Annotated in this window: 12 protein-coding genes; all 12 read left to right on the top strand. The window is 60.7% G+C overall.

All coding sequences use genetic code 11. The features are described 5' to 3' along the window. The first annotated feature begins 41 nt into the window (after nucleotides 1-41). Complete coding sequence (bamA, locus tag JET17_RS20735) at nucleotides 42-2,396, top strand: outer membrane protein assembly factor BamA (protein WP_012315894.1); 2,355 nt, start codon at nucleotides 42-44, stop codon at nucleotides 2,394-2,396. Nucleotides 2,397-2,440: 44 nt separating this feature from the next. Next, on the top strand, nucleotides 2,441-2,944 hold the full coding sequence (locus JET17_RS20730) for an OmpH family outer membrane protein (protein WP_012315893.1): 504 nt from the start codon (nucleotides 2,441-2,443) through the stop codon (nucleotides 2,942-2,944). Nucleotide 2,945: 1 nt separating this feature from the next. Beyond that, the gene (lpxD, locus tag JET17_RS20725) at nucleotides 2,946-4,001 is read left to right on the top strand and encodes a UDP-3-O-(3-hydroxymyristoyl)glucosamine N-acyltransferase (protein ID WP_012315892.1); all 1,056 of its coding nucleotides are present in this window, start codon (nucleotides 2,946-2,948) and stop codon (nucleotides 3,999-4,001) included. 113 nt (nucleotides 4,002-4,114) lie between these two features. Beyond that, the gene (gene fabZ, locus JET17_RS20720) at nucleotides 4,115-4,555 is read left to right on the top strand and encodes a 3-hydroxyacyl-ACP dehydratase FabZ (RefSeq protein WP_012315891.1); all 441 of its coding nucleotides are present in this window, start codon (nucleotides 4,115-4,117) and stop codon (nucleotides 4,553-4,555) included. Beyond that, nucleotides 4,552-5,328 (top strand): acyl-ACP--UDP-N-acetylglucosamine O-acyltransferase, encoded by a 777-nt coding sequence (lpxA, locus tag JET17_RS20715; RefSeq protein WP_012315890.1) that lies wholly within the window; start codon nucleotides 4,552-4,554, stop codon nucleotides 5,326-5,328. Before fabZ ends, lpxA begins: the two co-directional genes overlap by 4 nt. A 1-nt stretch (nucleotide 5,329) precedes the next feature. Further along, complete coding sequence (lpxB, locus tag JET17_RS20710) at nucleotides 5,330-6,457, top strand: lipid-A-disaccharide synthase (protein ID WP_012315889.1); 1,128 nt, start codon at nucleotides 5,330-5,332, stop codon at nucleotides 6,455-6,457. A 1-nt stretch (nucleotide 6,458) separates the two neighbouring features. Next, the gene (gene rnhB / locus JET17_RS20705) at nucleotides 6,459-7,082 is read left to right on the top strand and encodes a ribonuclease HII (RefSeq protein ID WP_012315888.1); all 624 of its coding nucleotides are present in this window, start codon (nucleotides 6,459-6,461) and stop codon (nucleotides 7,080-7,082) included. An 89-nt stretch (nucleotides 7,083-7,171) separates the two neighbouring features. After that, a complete protein-coding gene (gene dnaE, locus JET17_RS20700) occupies nucleotides 7,172-10,696 on the top strand; it encodes a DNA polymerase III subunit alpha (RefSeq protein ID WP_012315887.1) in 3,525 nt (1,174 codons plus the stop codon). Nucleotides 10,697-10,801: 105 nt separating this feature from the next. Further along, the gene (accA, locus tag JET17_RS20695) at nucleotides 10,802-11,749 is read left to right on the top strand and encodes an acetyl-CoA carboxylase carboxyl transferase subunit alpha (protein ID WP_042111686.1); all 948 of its coding nucleotides are present in this window, start codon (nucleotides 10,802-10,804) and stop codon (nucleotides 11,747-11,749) included. Between the two features lie 55 nt (nucleotides 11,750-11,804). Then, nucleotides 11,805-13,085 (top strand): tRNA lysidine(34) synthetase TilS, encoded by a 1,281-nt coding sequence (gene tilS, locus JET17_RS20690; RefSeq protein WP_012315885.1) that lies wholly within the window; start codon nucleotides 11,805-11,807, stop codon nucleotides 13,083-13,085. Between the two features lie 269 nt (nucleotides 13,086-13,354). Then, a complete protein-coding gene (locus JET17_RS20685; RefSeq protein ID WP_012315884.1) occupies nucleotides 13,355-14,983 on the top strand; it encodes a CTP synthase in 1,629 nt (542 codons plus the stop codon). Nucleotides 14,984-15,178: 195 nt separating this feature from the next. Further along, nucleotides 15,179-16,468: a phosphopyruvate hydratase gene (gene eno, locus JET17_RS20680; protein WP_012315883.1), complete on the top strand. Its 1,290-nt coding sequence runs from the start codon at nucleotides 15,179-15,181 to the stop codon at nucleotides 16,466-16,468. The last annotated feature ends 120 nt before the right edge of the window (nucleotides 16,469-16,588 follow it).

Here is a 16,588-nt window from a genome sequence, read left to right as displayed (position 1 = left end):
TGCGGCAGGTTGTTTATTGCCAGTTGGAATAAAAGGACTTCATGAAACGTCTGCTGCTAACTGCGGTCCTCTCCGCATTGATGATCGCTGAAGTTCACGCCGAGTCCTTCACCATCTCCGATATTCGTGTCAACGGCCTGCAGCGGGTATCCGCCGGCAGCGTTTTCGGTGCCTTGCCCCTGAACGTGGGCGATCAGGCCGATGATCGGCGCCTGGTGGAGTCGACCCGCTCGCTGTTCAAGACCGGCTTCTTCCAGGATATCCAGCTGAACCGCGACGGCGATGTCCTGATCATCAACGTGGTCGAGCGCCCGTCGGTGTCGAGCATCGAGATCGAAGGCAACAAGGCGATCAGCACCGAAGACCTGATGAAGGGCCTGAAACAGTCGGGCCTGGCCGAAGGCGAGATCTTCCAGCGTGCCACCCTCGAAGGCGTGCGTAACGAACTGCAGCGCCAGTACGTGGCCCAGGGCCGCTACTCGGCCGAGGTCGATGCCGAGGTGGTGCCGCAACCGCGCAACCGGGTTGCCCTGAAGATCAAGATCAACGAAGGCACCGTCGCTGCCATCCAGCACATCAACGTCGTCGGCAACACCGTGTTCGACGATGAAGAGCTGGCGCAGCTGTTCGAGCTCAAGACCACCAACTGGCTGTCGTTCTTCAAGAATGACGACAAGTACGCCCGCGAGAAACTCTCCGGTGACCTGGAGCGCCTGCGTTCCTACTACCTGGACCGCGGCTACATCAACATGGACATCGCTTCCACCCAGGTGTCGATCACCCCGGACAAGAAGCACGTCTACATCACCGTCAACGTCAACGAAGGCGAAAAGTACACCGTTCGTGACGTGAAGCTGTCGGGTGACCTGAAGGTGCCGGAAGACCAGGTCAAGTCGCTGCTGCTGGTGCAGCCGGGCCAGGTGTTCTCGCGCAAGGTGATGACCACCACTTCCGAGCTGATCACCCGCCGTTTGGGTAACGAAGGTTATACCTTCGCCAACGTCAACGGCGTGCCACAGCCCAATGACGAAGACCACACCGTCGACATCATGTTCGTGGTCGACCCGGGCAAGCGTGCCTACGTCAACCGCATCAACTACCGCGGCAACACCAAGACCGAAGACGAAGTGCTGCGCCGCGAAATGCGCCAGATGGAAGGCGGCTGGGCTTCGACCTACCTGATCGACCAGTCCAAGACCCGCCTGGAGCGCCTCGGCTTCTTCAAGGAAGTCAACGTCGAGACCCCGCCAGTGCCGGGCACCGACGACCAGGTCGACGTCAACTACAGTGTCGAAGAGCAGGCATCCGGCTCGATCACCGCCAGCGTGGGCTTCGCCCAGAGCGCCGGCCTGATCCTGGGCGGTTCGATCAGCCAGACCAACTTCCTCGGTACCGGTAACAAGGTTTCCATCGGTCTGACCCGTTCGGAATACCAGACCCGCTACAACTTCGGTTTCGTTGACCCCTACTTCACTGCCGACGGCGTCAGCCTGGGTTACAACGCGTTCTACCGCAGCACCGACTACGACGACCTTGACGTTGACGTGGCCAGCTATGCGGTCGACAGCCTGGGTGCAGGCGTCAGCCTTGGCTACCCGATCAGTGAAACCTCGCGTCTGACTTACGGCCTCAGCGTGCAGCAGGACAAAATCAAGACCGGTCGTTATACCGTTGACGAGATCTTCGACTTCCTCGATCAAGAGGGTGATAACTTCCTGAACTTCAAGGCGTCGATCGGTTGGTCCGAGTCGACCTTGAACAAGGGCGTGCTGGCAACCCGTGGTCACTCCCAGAGCCTGACCCTGGAATCGACGATTCCGGGTAGCGATCTGTCGTTCTACAAGCTTGATTACCGCGGCCAGCTGTTCAAGCCGATCAACAACGAGTACACCCTGCGTCTGCATACCGAACTGGGCTATGGTGATGGTTACGGTGGTACTTCGGGCCTGCCGTTCTACGAGAACTACTATGCGGGTGGCTTCAACTCCGTTCGCGGCTTCAAGGACAGCAGCCTGGGCCCACGTAGTACGCCCAGCACAGGTGCAGCTAACAGGCCCGGCACTGAGTTGGACCCGGACCAAGACCCACTGCCGTTCGGTGGCAACGTCCTGGTGCAAGGTGGCGTAGAGCTGTTGTTCCCGCTGCCGTTCGTGAAGGACCAGCGTTCGCTGCGCACCTCCGTGTTCTGGGATGTGGGTAACGTGTTCGACACCAATTGCGGTTCCAAGCCTGACTGCGCCAAGGTCGGTTTCTCGGACATGGCCAGCTCCGTGGGCCTGGGTGTGACCTGGATCACCGCGCTGGGCCCGTTGAGCTTCAGCCTGGCAATGCCGGTCAAGAAGCCGGACGATGCCGATACCCAGGTGTTCCAATTCTCTCTGGGCCAGACCTTCTAAGGTCGGCCCTTGCTTAACGACAACGGTTTATCCAGGAGTGCATCGTGCGTAAGTTGACTCAACTGGCCTTACTGGCCGCGGCGCTGGTCGCCACCCCGGCTTTCGCCGAAATGAAGGTTGCCGTGCTGAACTATCAGATGGCGTTGCTCGAATCTGATGCCGCCAAGAAATACGCGGTGGATGCCGAGAAGAAGTTCGGCCCGCAGCTGACCAAGCTCAAGACCCTGGAAAGCAGCGCCAAAGGCATTCAGGACCGCTTGATCAAAGGCGGCGACAAGATGGCCCAGCCGGAGCGTGAGCGCCTGGAGCTTGAATTCAAGCAAAAGGCCCGTGACTTCCAGTTCCAGTCCAAGGAACTGAATGAAGCCAAGGCGGTTGCTGACCGCGACATGCTCAAGCAGCTCAAGCCCAAGCTCGACGGCGCTGTCGAGGAAGTGATCAAGAAAGGCGGTTACGACCTGGTCCTCGAGCGTGGCGCGGTCATTGATGTCAAGCCTCAGTACGACATCACCCGCCAAGTCATCGAGCGCATGAACCAAGCCCGTTGATATGACCGTGACCATGACGCTCGGCCAGTTGGCCGAGGCCCTCGGGGCCACTCTCAAAGGCTCCGAGGCGCTGCAGATCACCGGTCTGGCCACCTTGCAGGAGGCCGGCCCCGGTCAGTTGAGCTTTCTCGCCAACAAGCAGTACCGCAAATACCTGGATAACTGCCAGGCAGCAGCGGTGCTGCTGCAGGCTGCAGATGCCGAAGGCTTTGCCGGCAATGCGCTGATCGTGGCGGACCCGTACCTGGCCTACGCGCGCATTTCCCACCTGTTCGATCCCAAGCCCAAGGCTGTAGCGGGAATTCATCCCAGCGCCGTGGTTGCCGAGGATGCGCAGGTGGATGCCAGTGCCAGCATTGGGCCGTTCGTGGTCATCGAGAGTGGCGCACGCATTGGCGCCAACGTCAGCATCGGTGCGCATTGCGTGATCGGCGCCCGTTGTGTGGTTGGTGAGGGTGGCTGGCTGGCACCGCGGGTCACGCTGTATCACGACGTGACCATAGGCAAGCGCGTGGTCATCCAGTCTGGCGCGGTGATCGGTGGTGAGGGCTTCGGCTTTGCCAACGAGAAGGGCGTATGGCGCAAGATCGCCCAGATCGGCGGTGTCACCATAGGTGATGACGTCGAAATCGGTGTGAACACCGCTGTCGACCGGGGCGCGTTGTCCGACACGCGGATCGCCGACGGCGTCAAGCTCGACAACCAGATCCAGATCGCTCACAACGTGCAGATCGGTGAGCACACGGCCATGGCTGCCTGCGTCGGGATTTCCGGCAGCACGCGCATTGGCAAACACTGCACCATTGCCGGTGGCGTCGGCATGGTGGGGCACATTGATGTCTGCGACAACGTATTCGTTTCCGGGATGACCATGGTCACCCGTTCGATCACCGAACCGGGTGCGTATTCTTCCGGCACTGCCATGCAGCCACTGGCTGACTGGCGCAAGAGCGCTGCGCGTATCCGCCAGCTGGATGACATGTCCAAACGTCTCCAGCAGCTGGAAAAACGTGTCGATACCGTGACCTCAGGTGGCCAGCCGACATCAGAAGGCTGATACCATTTCCTGAGCAAGAGTGAACAGTCGCTAGCTGGCTCCTCTTTGGATTGCAAAAGGAGCGTGTGGTCAGCACCTGCGCTCCCTATTCTTATTACAGGCTTCCCCCCGAAATGATGGACATCAACGAGATTCGCGAATACCTGCCTCACCGTTACCCTTTCCTGTTGGTGGATCGTGTAACGGATCTGGACTTCGAGGCCCAGAGCATTCGTGCCTACAAGAATGTCAGCATCAACGAGCCGTTCTTCAACGGGCATTTCCCGGAACACCCGGTGATGCCAGGCGTGCTGATCATCGAGGCCATGGCACAGGCTGCAGGCATTCTCGGTTTCAAGATGCTCGATGCCAAGCCGGCCGACGGCACGCTCTATTACTTCGTAGGTTCCGACAAGCTGCGTTTCCGTCAGCCCGTCCTGCCCGGCGACCAGCTGGTGCTGGAGGCCAAGTTCATCGGCCGTAAGAAGACCATCTGGAAGTTCGAGTGCCGGGCACTGGTCGATGGTAAGCCAGTGTGCTCGGCTGAGATCACCTGTGCGGAACGCGAGCTATGAATTCGATTGATCCGCGGGCGATCATCGATCCGTCGGCCAAACTGGCCGATGGCGTCGAGGTGGGCCCGTGGTCGATCGTTGGTCCTGATGTTGAAATCGGGGAGGGTACCGTCATTGGTCCTCACGTGGTGCTCAAGGGCCCAACCCGGATCGGCAAGCACAATCGCATCTACCAGTTTTCCTCGATCGGCGAAGACACCCCGGACCTGAAGTACAAAGGTGAACCAACGCGGCTGGTGATCGGTGACCACAACGTGATTCGCGAGGGTGTGACCATTCACCGTGGCACGGTTCAGGATCGCGCTGAAACCACGCTGGGTGACCACAACCTGATCATGGCCTACGCCCACATCGGCCATGACAGTGTCATCGGTAACCATTGCATCCTGGTGAACAACACTGCGCTGGCCGGGCATGTGCATGTGGGTGACTGGGCGATCCTGTCCGGTTTCACCCTGGTGCACCAGTACTGCCACATCGGCGCGCATGCCTTCTCCGGCATGGGCACGGCGATCGGCAAGGATGTTCCGGCATTCGTCACGGTATTTGGCAGCCCCGCCGAAGCCCGCAGCATGAACTTCGAAGGCATGCGCCGTCGCGGTTTCAGCGACGAGGTTATCCATGCCCTGCGTCGTTCCTACAAGATCGTCTACCGCCAGGGCCTGACCGTTGAAGAAGCGGTCAAAGAGCTGGATGAGTTGGCAGGCAAACATCCAGAGGTCGACTTGTTCCGTCAGTCGATCGTGAATTCTGCTCGCGGCATTACCCGCTGACATGGCGCAACTTTGCGTAGCCCTGGTCGCGGGTGAGGCCAGCGGCGATATTCTCGGTTCCGGTCTGATGCGCGCCTTGAAGGCGCGTCATCCACAGGTGCGTTTCATCGGCGTCGGCGGCCCACTGATGGAAGCCGAGGGCATGCAGTCGTATTTCCCGATGGAACGTCTGGCGGTAATGGGCCTGGTCGAAGTCCTTGGGCGCCTGCGCGAGCTGCTCAAGCGGCGCAAGGCACTGATCCAGACCTTGATCGCCGAGAAGCCCGATGTGTTCATTGGCATCGACGCACCTGACTTCACCCTCAATATCGAATTGAAGCTGCGCCAAGCCGGTATCAAGACCGTGCATTACGTCAGCCCGTCAGTCTGGGCATGGCGGCAGAAGCGGGTACTAAAGATTCGTGAAGGCTGCGATCTGATGCTGACGCTGCTGCCATTCGAAGCACGCTTCTATGAAGAGCAGGGTGTGCCGGTAAGGTTCGTCGGCCATCCGTTGGCCGATACCATACCGTTGGCTGCGGATCGGCAGGCTGCGCGCATGGCGCTGGGGCTTGATGCAGGGCCGGTGGTTGCCCTGATGCCTGGCAGCCGTGGCGGGGAAGTCGGGCGCCTGGGTGCGTTGTTCCTGGATGCGGCGCAGCGCTTGGTCGAACTGATACCCGGTGTGCACTTTGTATTGCCATGCGCCAATGGAGCGCGGCGGGCACAGCTCGAACAGATGCTTGAAGGTCGTGAATTGCCTCTGACGCTGCTTGATGGCCAGTCGCATCAGGCGCTGGCTGCCTGTGATGCGGTGCTGATCGCGTCGGGTACCGCCACCCTGGAGGCCATGCTGTACAAGCGCCCCATGGTCGTTGCCTATCGCCTCGCGCCACTGACCTACTGGATTCTCAAGCGTCTGGTGAAAAGCCCCTACGTGTCGTTGCCCAACTTGCTCGCCCAGCGCGAGTTGGTGCCAGAGTTGCTGCAGGATGCCGCCACCAGCGAAGCCCTGGCGCAAACCCTTGCCCCCCTGGTGGCCGATGGCAGGCAGCAGACCGAACGCTTCGATGAGATTCACCGTACCCTGCGCCGCGACGCCTCCAACCAGGCAGCCGACGCGGTGCTGGCTTTGCTCAAGGACCGCTGACATGCAGATAGGACTGGATTTCAACCTGGTCGAGGACCTGGTTGCCGGTGTCGACGAAGTCGGGCGAGGCCCGCTGTGCGGGGCGGTCGTGACAGCGGCGGTGATTCTTGACCCGGCGCGGCCTATCCTCGGCCTCAACGACTCGAAGAAACTCACCGAAGCCAAGCGCGAAGCGCTGTTCGACGAGATCTGTGCCAAAGCCCTGAGCTTTTGCATCGCGCGCGCCGAGGTCGAGGAAATCGATCGGCTGAACATTCTTCAGGCCACCATGCTGGCCATGCAGCGTGCAGTGGAGGGCTTGAGTGTCACACCCAAGCTTGCACTGATCGACGGTAACCGCTGCCCCAAACTGTCGGTGCCGGCTGCTCCGGTTATCAAGGGGGATAGTCAGGTGCCAGCCATCGCTGCAGCGTCGATCCTGGCCAAAGTGACCCGTGATCGCGAGATGAGCGCATTCGAGCTGATCTACCCGGGTTATGGGATGGGCGGGCACAAGGGGTATCCGACACCGGTACACCTTGAAGCTTTGGCCCGGCTCGGGCCCACGCCCATTCATCGGCGCTCCTTTGCGCCGGTACGTGCCGCCTGGGAAGCCCGCGAAGGCATTACCGATTCTCTGATCTAGCATGTCGGGGTCGCCTTGCGGCCCCAAAACCCCCTCGCTTTTACGCTACAATCCCGCCCTTGTCGTTCAGCACTGCTACAGGATCTTCCATGTCGGTTCCCTTCGTTCACCTGCGCGTCCACTCCGAATTCTCGCTGGTCGACGGTCTGGTGCGGATCAAACCGCTGGCCAAGGCGCTGGCCGGGATGAACATGCCTGCGGTGGCGATCACCGACCAGAGCAACATGTGCGCGTTGGTGAAGTTCTACAAGGCCGCCATGGGGGCGGGTATCAAGCCGATCTGCGGTGCTGACCTGTGGCTGGCCGGTGCCGACCCTGAAGCGCCGCTGTCGCGCATCTGCTTCCTGGCGATGAACCCCAAGGGTTACCGTAACCTTACCGAGCTGATCTCCCGGGGCTGGACTGACGGCCAACGCAATGGTCTGGTCATTCTGCAGCGTGAGTGGATCGCCCCGGCTAGCGAAGGTCTGATTGCCCTGTCCGCAGGCAAAGAGGGCGATATCGGCATGGCCCTGATGGCCGGCCGGACGACTGAGGCCGAGGCGCTGCTGCACGACTGGATGGGCATGTTCCCCGAGCGTTTTTACGTCGAGGTGCAGCGTACCAATCGTGTCGGTGATGAAGAATACGTGCACGCTGCCGTGGCGCTGGCCGACAAGGTCGGCGCGCCGCTGGTGGCCACCAATGATGTGCGTTTTATCAAGCAGTCGGACTTCGACGCCCACGAAAGCCGCGTGTGCATCGGTGAAGGCTGGACCCTGGACGACCCACGTCGCCCGCGCATGTACAGCGACCAGCAGTACCTCAAAAGCGCGGATGAAATGGCCGAGCTGTTCAGCGATCTGCCCGACGCCATTGCCAACACCGTCGAAATCGCCAAACGCTGCAACATCCAGGTGCAGCTGGGCAAGTACTTCCTGCCCGATTTCCCGACGCCCAATGGCATGGGCATCGACGATTACTTGCGCCATGTCTCGCACGAAGGCCTGGAGGAGCGCCTGGCGGTGCTCTGGCCCAAGGAGACCACGCCCAATTACGAAGAGAAGCGCCAGGTCTACCTGGACCGCTTGAAGTTCGAGCTGGACATCATCATCCAGATGGGTTTCCCGGGTTACTTCCTGATCGTTATGGACTTCATCAAGTGGGCCAAGAACAACGGCGTGCCGGTAGGCCCGGGCCGTGGTTCGGGTGCCGGCTCGCTGGTGGCCTACGTACTTAAGATCACCGACCTCGATCCTCTGGCCTACGACCTGCTGTTCGAACGTTTCCTCAACCCTGAACGTGTTTCCATGCCCGACTTCGACGTCGACTTCTGCATGGATGGCCGCGACCGGGTGATCGACTACGTGGCCGACGCCTACGGGCGCAATGCGGTCAGCCAGATCATCACCTTCGGTACCATGGCCGCCAAGGCGGTGGTACGCGACGTGGCGCGGGTGCAGGGCAAGTCCTACGGCCTGGCTGATCGTTTGTCGAAGATGATCCCGTTCGAAGTGGGCATGACCCTGGAGAAGGCGTATGAGCAGGAAGAGATCCTGCGCGACTTCCTCAAGGGCGACGAAGACGCCCGCGAAATCTGGGACATGGCGCTCAAGCTAGAAGGTGTCACCCGTGGTACCGGCAAGCACGCCGGTGGTGTGGTAATCGCCCCGACCAAGCTCACCGATTTCTCGCCGATCGCCTGTGATGAAGAGGGCGGCGGCCTGGTGACCCAGTTCGACAAGGACGATGTCGAGGCCGCCGGCCTGGTCAAGTTCGACTTCCTTGGCCTGCGGACCCTGACCATCATCAAGTGGGCGATGGAGACGATCAACCGCGAGCAGGCCAAGAACAACCTGCCCGACGTCAACATCGACTTCATCCCGCTGGACGATCGCAAGACCTACGAGTTGCTGCAGAAGGCCGAAACCACGGCGGTATTCCAGCTCGAATCGCGCGGCATGAAGGAGCTGATCAAAAAGCTCAAGCCCGACTGCCTGGAAGACCTTATCGCACTGGTGGCATTGTTCCGCCCAGGCCCCCTGCAATCGGGCATGGTGGACGACTTCATCAACCGCAAGCACGGCCGCGCCGAACTTGCCTACCCGCACTCGGACTACCAGTACGAAGGCCTCAAGCCTGTTCTTGCGCCGACCTACGGCATCATCCTGTATCAGGAGCAGGTGATGCAGATTGCACAGGTCATGGCGGGGTACACCCTCGGCGGCGCCGACATGCTGCGTCGCGCCATGGGTAAGAAAAAGCCTGAGGAAATGGCCAAGCAGCGCGGCGGTTTCATCGAGGGTTGCGTCGCCAACAACATTGATGCAGACCTCGCCGGCAACATCTTCGACCTGGTGGAAAAGTTTGCCGGTTACGGCTTCAACAAGTCCCACTCGGCGGCCTACGGTCTGGTGTCTTACCAGACCGCCTGGCTCAAGACTCATTATCCGGCGCCGTTCATGGCCGCGGTCCTCTCGGCGGACATGCACAACACCGACAAGGTGGTGGTGCTGATCGAAGAAGTGCGCAGCATGAAGCTGCGCCTCGATGCGCCCGACGTGAATGCCTCGGAGTTCAAGTTCACGGTCAATGACGACGGCCGCATCATCTATGGCCTAGGCGCCATCAAAGGCGTGGGTGAAGGCCCGGTGGAGGCCATTGTCGAGGCACGCGACCAGGGTGGCCCATTCAAGGATCTTTTCGACTTCTGTGAGCGGGTCGACCTCAAGCGGGTGAACAAACGCACACTTGATGCGCTGATCCGCAGTGGCGCACTGGACCGGCTGGGCCCGCACTTTCATGATGAGATCAAGGCCTACCACGCCAGTATCGACATTAATCGCGCGACCTTGCTGTCTGCCCTCGAAGAAGCGATCAAGGCCGCTGAGCAGACCGCGCGCACTGCAGACAGCGGTCACGTCGACCTGTTCGGCGGGCTGTTCGTCGAGGAGGACTCCGATGTCTACGCCAACCACCGCAAGGTGCGTGAACTGACGCTCAAGGAGCGTCTGAAGGGCGAAAAGGATACCCTTGGCGTATATCTCACCGGCCACCCGATCGATGAATATGAAGGGGAAATCCGTCGTTTCGCCCGCCAGCGCATCATCGATCTGAAACCCTCCCGCGAGACGCAGACTATCGCCGGCATGATCATTGCGATGCGGGTGATGAAGAACAAGAAGGGCGACAAGATGGGCTTTGTCACCCTCGATGACCGCTCCGGGCGCATCGAAGCGTCGCTGTTCGCCGATGCCTTCATGGGGGCTCAGGCGTTGTTGCAGAACGATGCCATGGTCGTGGTTGAGGGTGAGGTCAGCAATGACGACTTCTCCGGTGGCCTGCGCCTGCGCGTCAAGCAGGTGATGACCATGGAAGATGCCCGTACCAAGCTGGCCGAGAGCCTGCGCCTGAAGATCACCCACGATGCCCTCAAGGGCGACCGCCTGAACTGGCTGGGCGAGCTGATCACCCGCCATCGCGGTGGTTGCCCGATCACCCTCGAATACACCGGCAGCGACGCCAAGGCGATGCTGCAGTTCGGCGACCAGTGGTCGATCGACCCGGCCGATGGCTTGATTCAGGCGCTGCGTGACCAGTTCGGGCGTGAGAACGTCTTCCTGCAATATCGTTGAACCGACGAAATTTAATCTCGACCTGAATGCGCCTGATCCCTTAAGGTAGGGCGCCAAACGGATCAACCGGCCGGCCGCCTGGCCGTAGACCCAAGACGGATGACTATGAACCCGAATTTTCTCGATTTCGAACAGCCGATTGCCGACCTGCAAGCCAAGATCGAAGGGCTGCGTTTGGTGGGTAACGACAACTCGCTGAACATCAGCGATGAAATTGCCCGTCTGCAGGACAAGAGCAACACCTTGACCGAAAGCATCTTCGGCAACCTGACCAGCTGGCAGATCGCCCGCCTGGCCCGTCACCCGCGGCGTCCGTACACCCTGGACTACCTGGAGCACATCTTCACCGAGTTCGAAGAGCTGCACGGCGACCGTCACTTCTCTGACGATGCTGCCATCGTCGGTGGTACCGCGCGCCTGGATGGCAAGCCGGTCATGGTCATCGGCCACCAGAAGGGTCGCGAAGTGCGCGAAAAGGTTCGCCGCAACTTCGGCATGCCGCGTCCTGAAGGCTACCGCAAGGCTTGCCGCCTGATGGAAATGGCCGAGCGCTTCAAGATGCCTATCCTGACCTTCATCGATACCCCGGGCGCATACCCAGGCATCGACGCAGAAGAACGCAACCAGAGCGAGGCGATCGCCTGGAACCTGCGTGTCATGGCACGCCTTAAGACCCCGATCATCGCCACCGTCATCGGTGAAGGTGGTTCCGGTGGTGCACTGGCTATCGGTGTGTGTGACCAGCTGAACATGCTGCAATACTCCACTTACTCGGTGATCTCGCCGGAAGGTTGCGCCTCGATCCTGTGGAAGACCGCAGACAAGGCCGCGGACGCTGCCGAAGCCATGGGTATCACCGCAGAGCGCCTGAAAAGCCTGAACATCGTCGACAAGGTCATCCAGGAACCGCTGGGCGGCGCCCACCGTGACCCGGCGCAGATGTCCGAAAGCATTCGCGCTGACCTGGTTCAGCAGCTGGACATGCTCGGCAAGCTCGATAATGACACGCTGCTGGCCCGTCGTTATGAGCGCTTGATGAGCTACGGTCTCTGATGCACCACTGGGGGCGCAAAGCGCCCCCAACGCTTTCAAGTCGCGTGGGGCTCAAATGATCAACCTCACTCCTTGGCTCAATGCCCCTGCCTGGTACATCGCCTTTTCCGGTGGCCTCGACTCCACCGTCCTCCTGCACTGGCTGGCCGACTACGCCCGCATCCACGCAACGCCGCCGCTCCATGCCATCCACATCCACCACGGCCTGCAACCTGCCGCCGATGCCTGGCCAGGCCATTGCACCGCGGTGTGTGAGCGGCTGGGCATCGAACTCACCGTCATCCACGTTCAGGTCCCTGCCGGGGCGAGCCTGGAGCAGGCTGCGCGCGATGCTCGGTATGCGGCATTCGAGACCGTTCTTGGCGCGGGCGACGTCCTTTTCACGGGGCAGCACTGTGATGACCAGGCCGAAACCTTGCTGTTCCGGCTTCTGCGCGGTGCCGGCCTGCGTGGCCTGGCCGCGATGCCGCAGCAGCGTCCGTTGGGTCGCGGCCACGTGGTCAGGCCGCTGCTTAACGTGTCTCGCGCGCAGTTGCATGAATATGCTCAAACCCATGGGCTGATCTGGGCCGAAGACCCGTCCAACGCAGATACGGCCTTCGCCCGCAATTTTTTGCGCGCAGAAGTGTTCCCGCTATTGCAGAAGCGTTGGCCGAAGGCCAGCCAGGCCCTGGCTCGTGGTGCCGATCATCTGGGGGAGGCGCTCGGTCTGCTCGATGAGCTGGCTCAGGCTGACCTGGCCGTGGCCCGGAAGGGGGCGCCTGCGATTTGGTCGGGGTTGGACTCCCTTGACCTCGCGAGCCTGGCGGCGCTGTCGCCAGCCCGCCAGCGCAATGCCCTGCAATATTGGTTGAGCCTGCGCACCCGTCTGCCCGATACCCGGCATTGGGCCGGTTGGGCGGCATTGCGAGATGCGGCAGTCGATTCCCAACCTGCCTGGCAGCTGACCGACGGCAAGCTTGAGCGCAGCCACGGGCGGATCTGGTGGTTGTGTGGTGACTGGCTGCAGCCTGTCGGCGGGACGTTGCGCTGGGAGACGCCCGGTAGCCCGTTGCCATTGCCCGGGAACGGCAGCGTCAGCCAGCAGGGCGCCCCGGTAGGCGATTTGCGCATCGCCTACCGCAAGGGCGGGGAAGTGCTGGACATACCAGGCCGTGGCAAGCGCGACCTCAAACGCCTGCTCAACGAGTTGCAAGTCCCGCACTTCGTGCGACCGCGCCTACCGCTGCTGTATCGTGGCGAGCGCTTGCTGGCAGTGGCCAATCTGCCGCGATTGGCGCAGGCCGATTGCCAGCTCCACTGGCAGCCTCCGACGAACGCGCAAGGTTTGAGCTGAAGGGTACATTCCGGTAGACTACCCTCCCTTCTTGATACAACTTCTGTGCGTTCCTCGGAAACACGGCAGTTGCCGATTACCACGCAGTTTTTTGCTGGGCTGATTCTGGAAATGACGAGCGAGCTCCATGCCGGGGATAACCCTGGTCTGTACAGACGCGGCAGTTTTTCGAGATGCACTGTGATTGACGCAGGTGATCGGGGGCTTCGGCCTTCCTTCGCTTTCTCCGGCGGCGCTGGCCGCCTTAACGCAGACTTCTAGGGTTTTTCATGACGCGCTACATATTCGTCACGGGCGGTGTTGTTTCTTCATTGGGGAAAGGCATTGCCTCGGCTTCCCTGGCGGCCATCCTGGAAGCGCGGGGGCTAAAGGTCACCATGCTCAAGCTGGATCCGTACATCAACGTCGATCCTGGCACCATGAGTCCGTTCCAGCACGGTGAAGTATTCGTCACCCACGACGGCGCCGAGACCGACCTCGACCTGGGCCACTACGAGCGGTTCATCCGCACGACCATGACCCAGAACAACAACTTCACCACCGGCCGCATCTACGAGCACGTACTGCGCAAAGAGCGTCGTGGTGATTACCTGGGCGCGACCATTCAGGTCATCCCGCACATCACCGACGAGATCAAGCGTCGCATCATCAAGGGCGCCGGCGATGCCGATGTGGCCCTGGTGGAAATCGGTGGTACCGTGGGCGACATCGAGTCGCAGCCGTTCCTCGAGGCGATCCGCCAGTTGCGTTTCGAAGTCGGCGCCAAGCGCGCGATGCTGATGCACCTGACGCTGGTGCCGTACATCGCCACCGCTGGCGAGACCAAGACCAAGCCGACTCAGCACTCGGTCAAGGAACTGCGCTCCATCGGCCTGCAGCCTGACGTGCTGGTCTGCCGCTCCGACCACCCGATCGATAGCTCGTCGCGCCGCAAGATCGCTCAATTCACCAACGTTGAAGAGCGTGCGGTGATTGCCCTTGAAGACGCCGACACCATCTACAAGATCCCAGGCATTCTGCATGCCCAAGGCCTGGACGATTTCGTCGTCGAGCGCTTCGGCCTGCAGTGCAACAGCGCCGACCTGTCCGAATGGGACAAGGTAGTCGACGCCAAGCTCAATCCTGAGCACGAAGTGACCATCGCCATGGTCGGCAAATACATGGAGCTGCTGGATGCATACAAGTCGCTGATCGAAGCGATGAGCCATGCCGGCATCACCAACCGCACCAAGGTCAACCTGCGTTACATCGATTCTGAAGATATCGAAAACCAGGGCACCAGCCTGCTCGAAGGCGCAGACGCCATTCTGGTACCGGGCGGTTTCGGCCTGCGTGGCGTGGAAGGCAAGATCACTGCGGTGCAGTATGCCCGTGAGAACAAGGTGCCATACCTGGGTATCTGCCTGGGCATGCAAGTTGCCGTGATCGAATTCGCCCGCAATGTGATGGGCTGGAAAGACGCCAACTCCACCGAGTTCGATCGCAACAGCGGCCACCCGGTCGTTGGCCTGATCACCGAGTGGGCCGATGCCACTGGCGCTGTCGAGACCCGTACCGAAGCCTCCGACCTGGGGGGCACCATGCGTCTGGGCGCGCAGGATTGCCAACTGGCTGCCGGCTCCAAGGTGCATGACTGCTATGGCAAGGACGTGATCACCGAGCGTCATCGCCATCGCTACGAAGTGAACAACAACCTGCTGCCGCAACTGGTCGATGCCGGCCTGGTGGTATCCGGTCGTTCCGAAGACGGTGCCCTGGTTGAAGTGGTCGAGTCCAAGGACCACCCGTGGTTCGTCGCCTGCCAGTTCCACCCCGAGTTCACCTCGACCCCGCGTGATGGTCACCCGCTGTTCAGTGGCTTCGTCAAGGCTGCTCTGGCGCAGAAGAACAAGGCCTGAGCTCAGGCTTTGTGAGTTTTCCGACGGTATAAACCGCGCAAAGCTCATTTCTCGGGTAAAGTACCGTCCGTTCTGCCCCTGACCCGCCGGTCAGGGGCTGCTTCTGCCAGGCCTGCCTGCTGCATCTACGCCTGGTGCAAGGCAAGAATTTCCTAAAGCTGCGTTGTTTTCGTCAATTCTGGAGTGCTTACAACAATGGCAAAAATCGTCGACATCAAAGGTCGTGAAGTTCTCGATTCGCGTGGCAACCCCACCGTGGAAGCCGATGTACTGCTCGACAACGGCATCATCGGCAGCGCTTGCGCGCCGTCCGGTGCTTCCACCGGCTCGCGCGAAGCGCTGGAGCTGCGTGATGGCGACAAGAGCCGTTACATGGGCAAGGGCGTGCTGAAAGCTGTTGGCAACATCAACGGCCCGATCCGTGACCTGCTGCTGGGCAAGGACCCTTCCGACCAGAAGGCCCTGGACCGCGCCATGATCGAACTGGACGGTACCGAGAACAAGGCCAAGCTGGGCGCCAACGCCATCCTGGCTGTTTCCCTGGCTGCTGCCAAGGCTGCTGCCCAGGACCAGGACCTGCCGCTGTACGCGCACATCGCCAACCTGAACGGCACCCCAGGTCAGTACTCGATGCCGGTTCCGATGATGAACATCATCAACGGTGGCGAGCACGCCGATAACAACGTCGACATCCAGGAGTTCATGGTGCAGCCGGTTGGCGCCAAGACCTTCTCCGATGGCCTGCGCATGGGCACCGAGATCTTCCATCACCTCAAGGCTGTGCTCAAGGCCCGTGGCCTGAACACTGCCGTGGGTGACGAAGGTGGCTTCGCGCCGAACCTGGCTTCCAACGAAGATGCCCTGGGCGCTATCGCTGAAGCCGTCGAAAAAGCTGGCTACAAACTGGGTACAGACGTGACCCTGGCCCTCGATTGCGCGGCCTCCGAATTCTACGAAGACGGCAAGTACAACCTGTCCGGTGAAGGCAAGTCGTTTGACGCCGAAGGCTTTGCCGACTATCTGAAAGGCCTCACCGAGCGCTTCCCGATCATCTCGATCGAAGACGGTCTGGATGAATCCGACTGGGCTGGCTGGAAGATTCTCACCGACAAGATCGGCGAGAAGGTGCAACTGGTCGGTGACGACCTGTTCGTGACCAACACCAAGATCCTCAAGGAAGGCATCGAGAAAGGCATCGGTAACTCGATCCTGATCAAGTTCAACCAGATCGGCTCGCTGACCGAAACCCTGGAAGCCATCCAGATGGCCAAGGCCGCAGGCTACACCGCAGTGATCTCGCACCGCTCCGGTGAAACCGAAGACTCGACCATTGCCGACCTGGCTGTGGGTACTGCCGCTGGCCAGATCAAGACCGGCTCGCTGTGCCGTTCCGACCGCGTCTCCAAGTACAACCAGTTGCTGCGCATCGAAGAACAACTGGGCGCCAAAGCGGTTTACCGCGGTCGTGCCGAGTTTCGCGGCTAAGCAAGAGATGGTAAAAAGACAGCAGCCGAAGCTGTCGGAACTTTCTTACTGAAATTTCTGACACATGATGCGGGTTTCTGTCGACGAAGCCTGGCCTCGGCCAGGCTTCGTGCTATTTGA

Origin of the sequence: Pseudomonas putida, from assembly GCF_016406145.1 — a bacterium.
GTDB lineage: Bacteria > Pseudomonadota > Gammaproteobacteria > Pseudomonadales > Pseudomonadaceae > Aquipseudomonas > Aquipseudomonas putida_E.
Note: the sequence above shows the minus strand (reverse complement) of the source record. Positions and strands in the feature narration are given on the sequence as shown.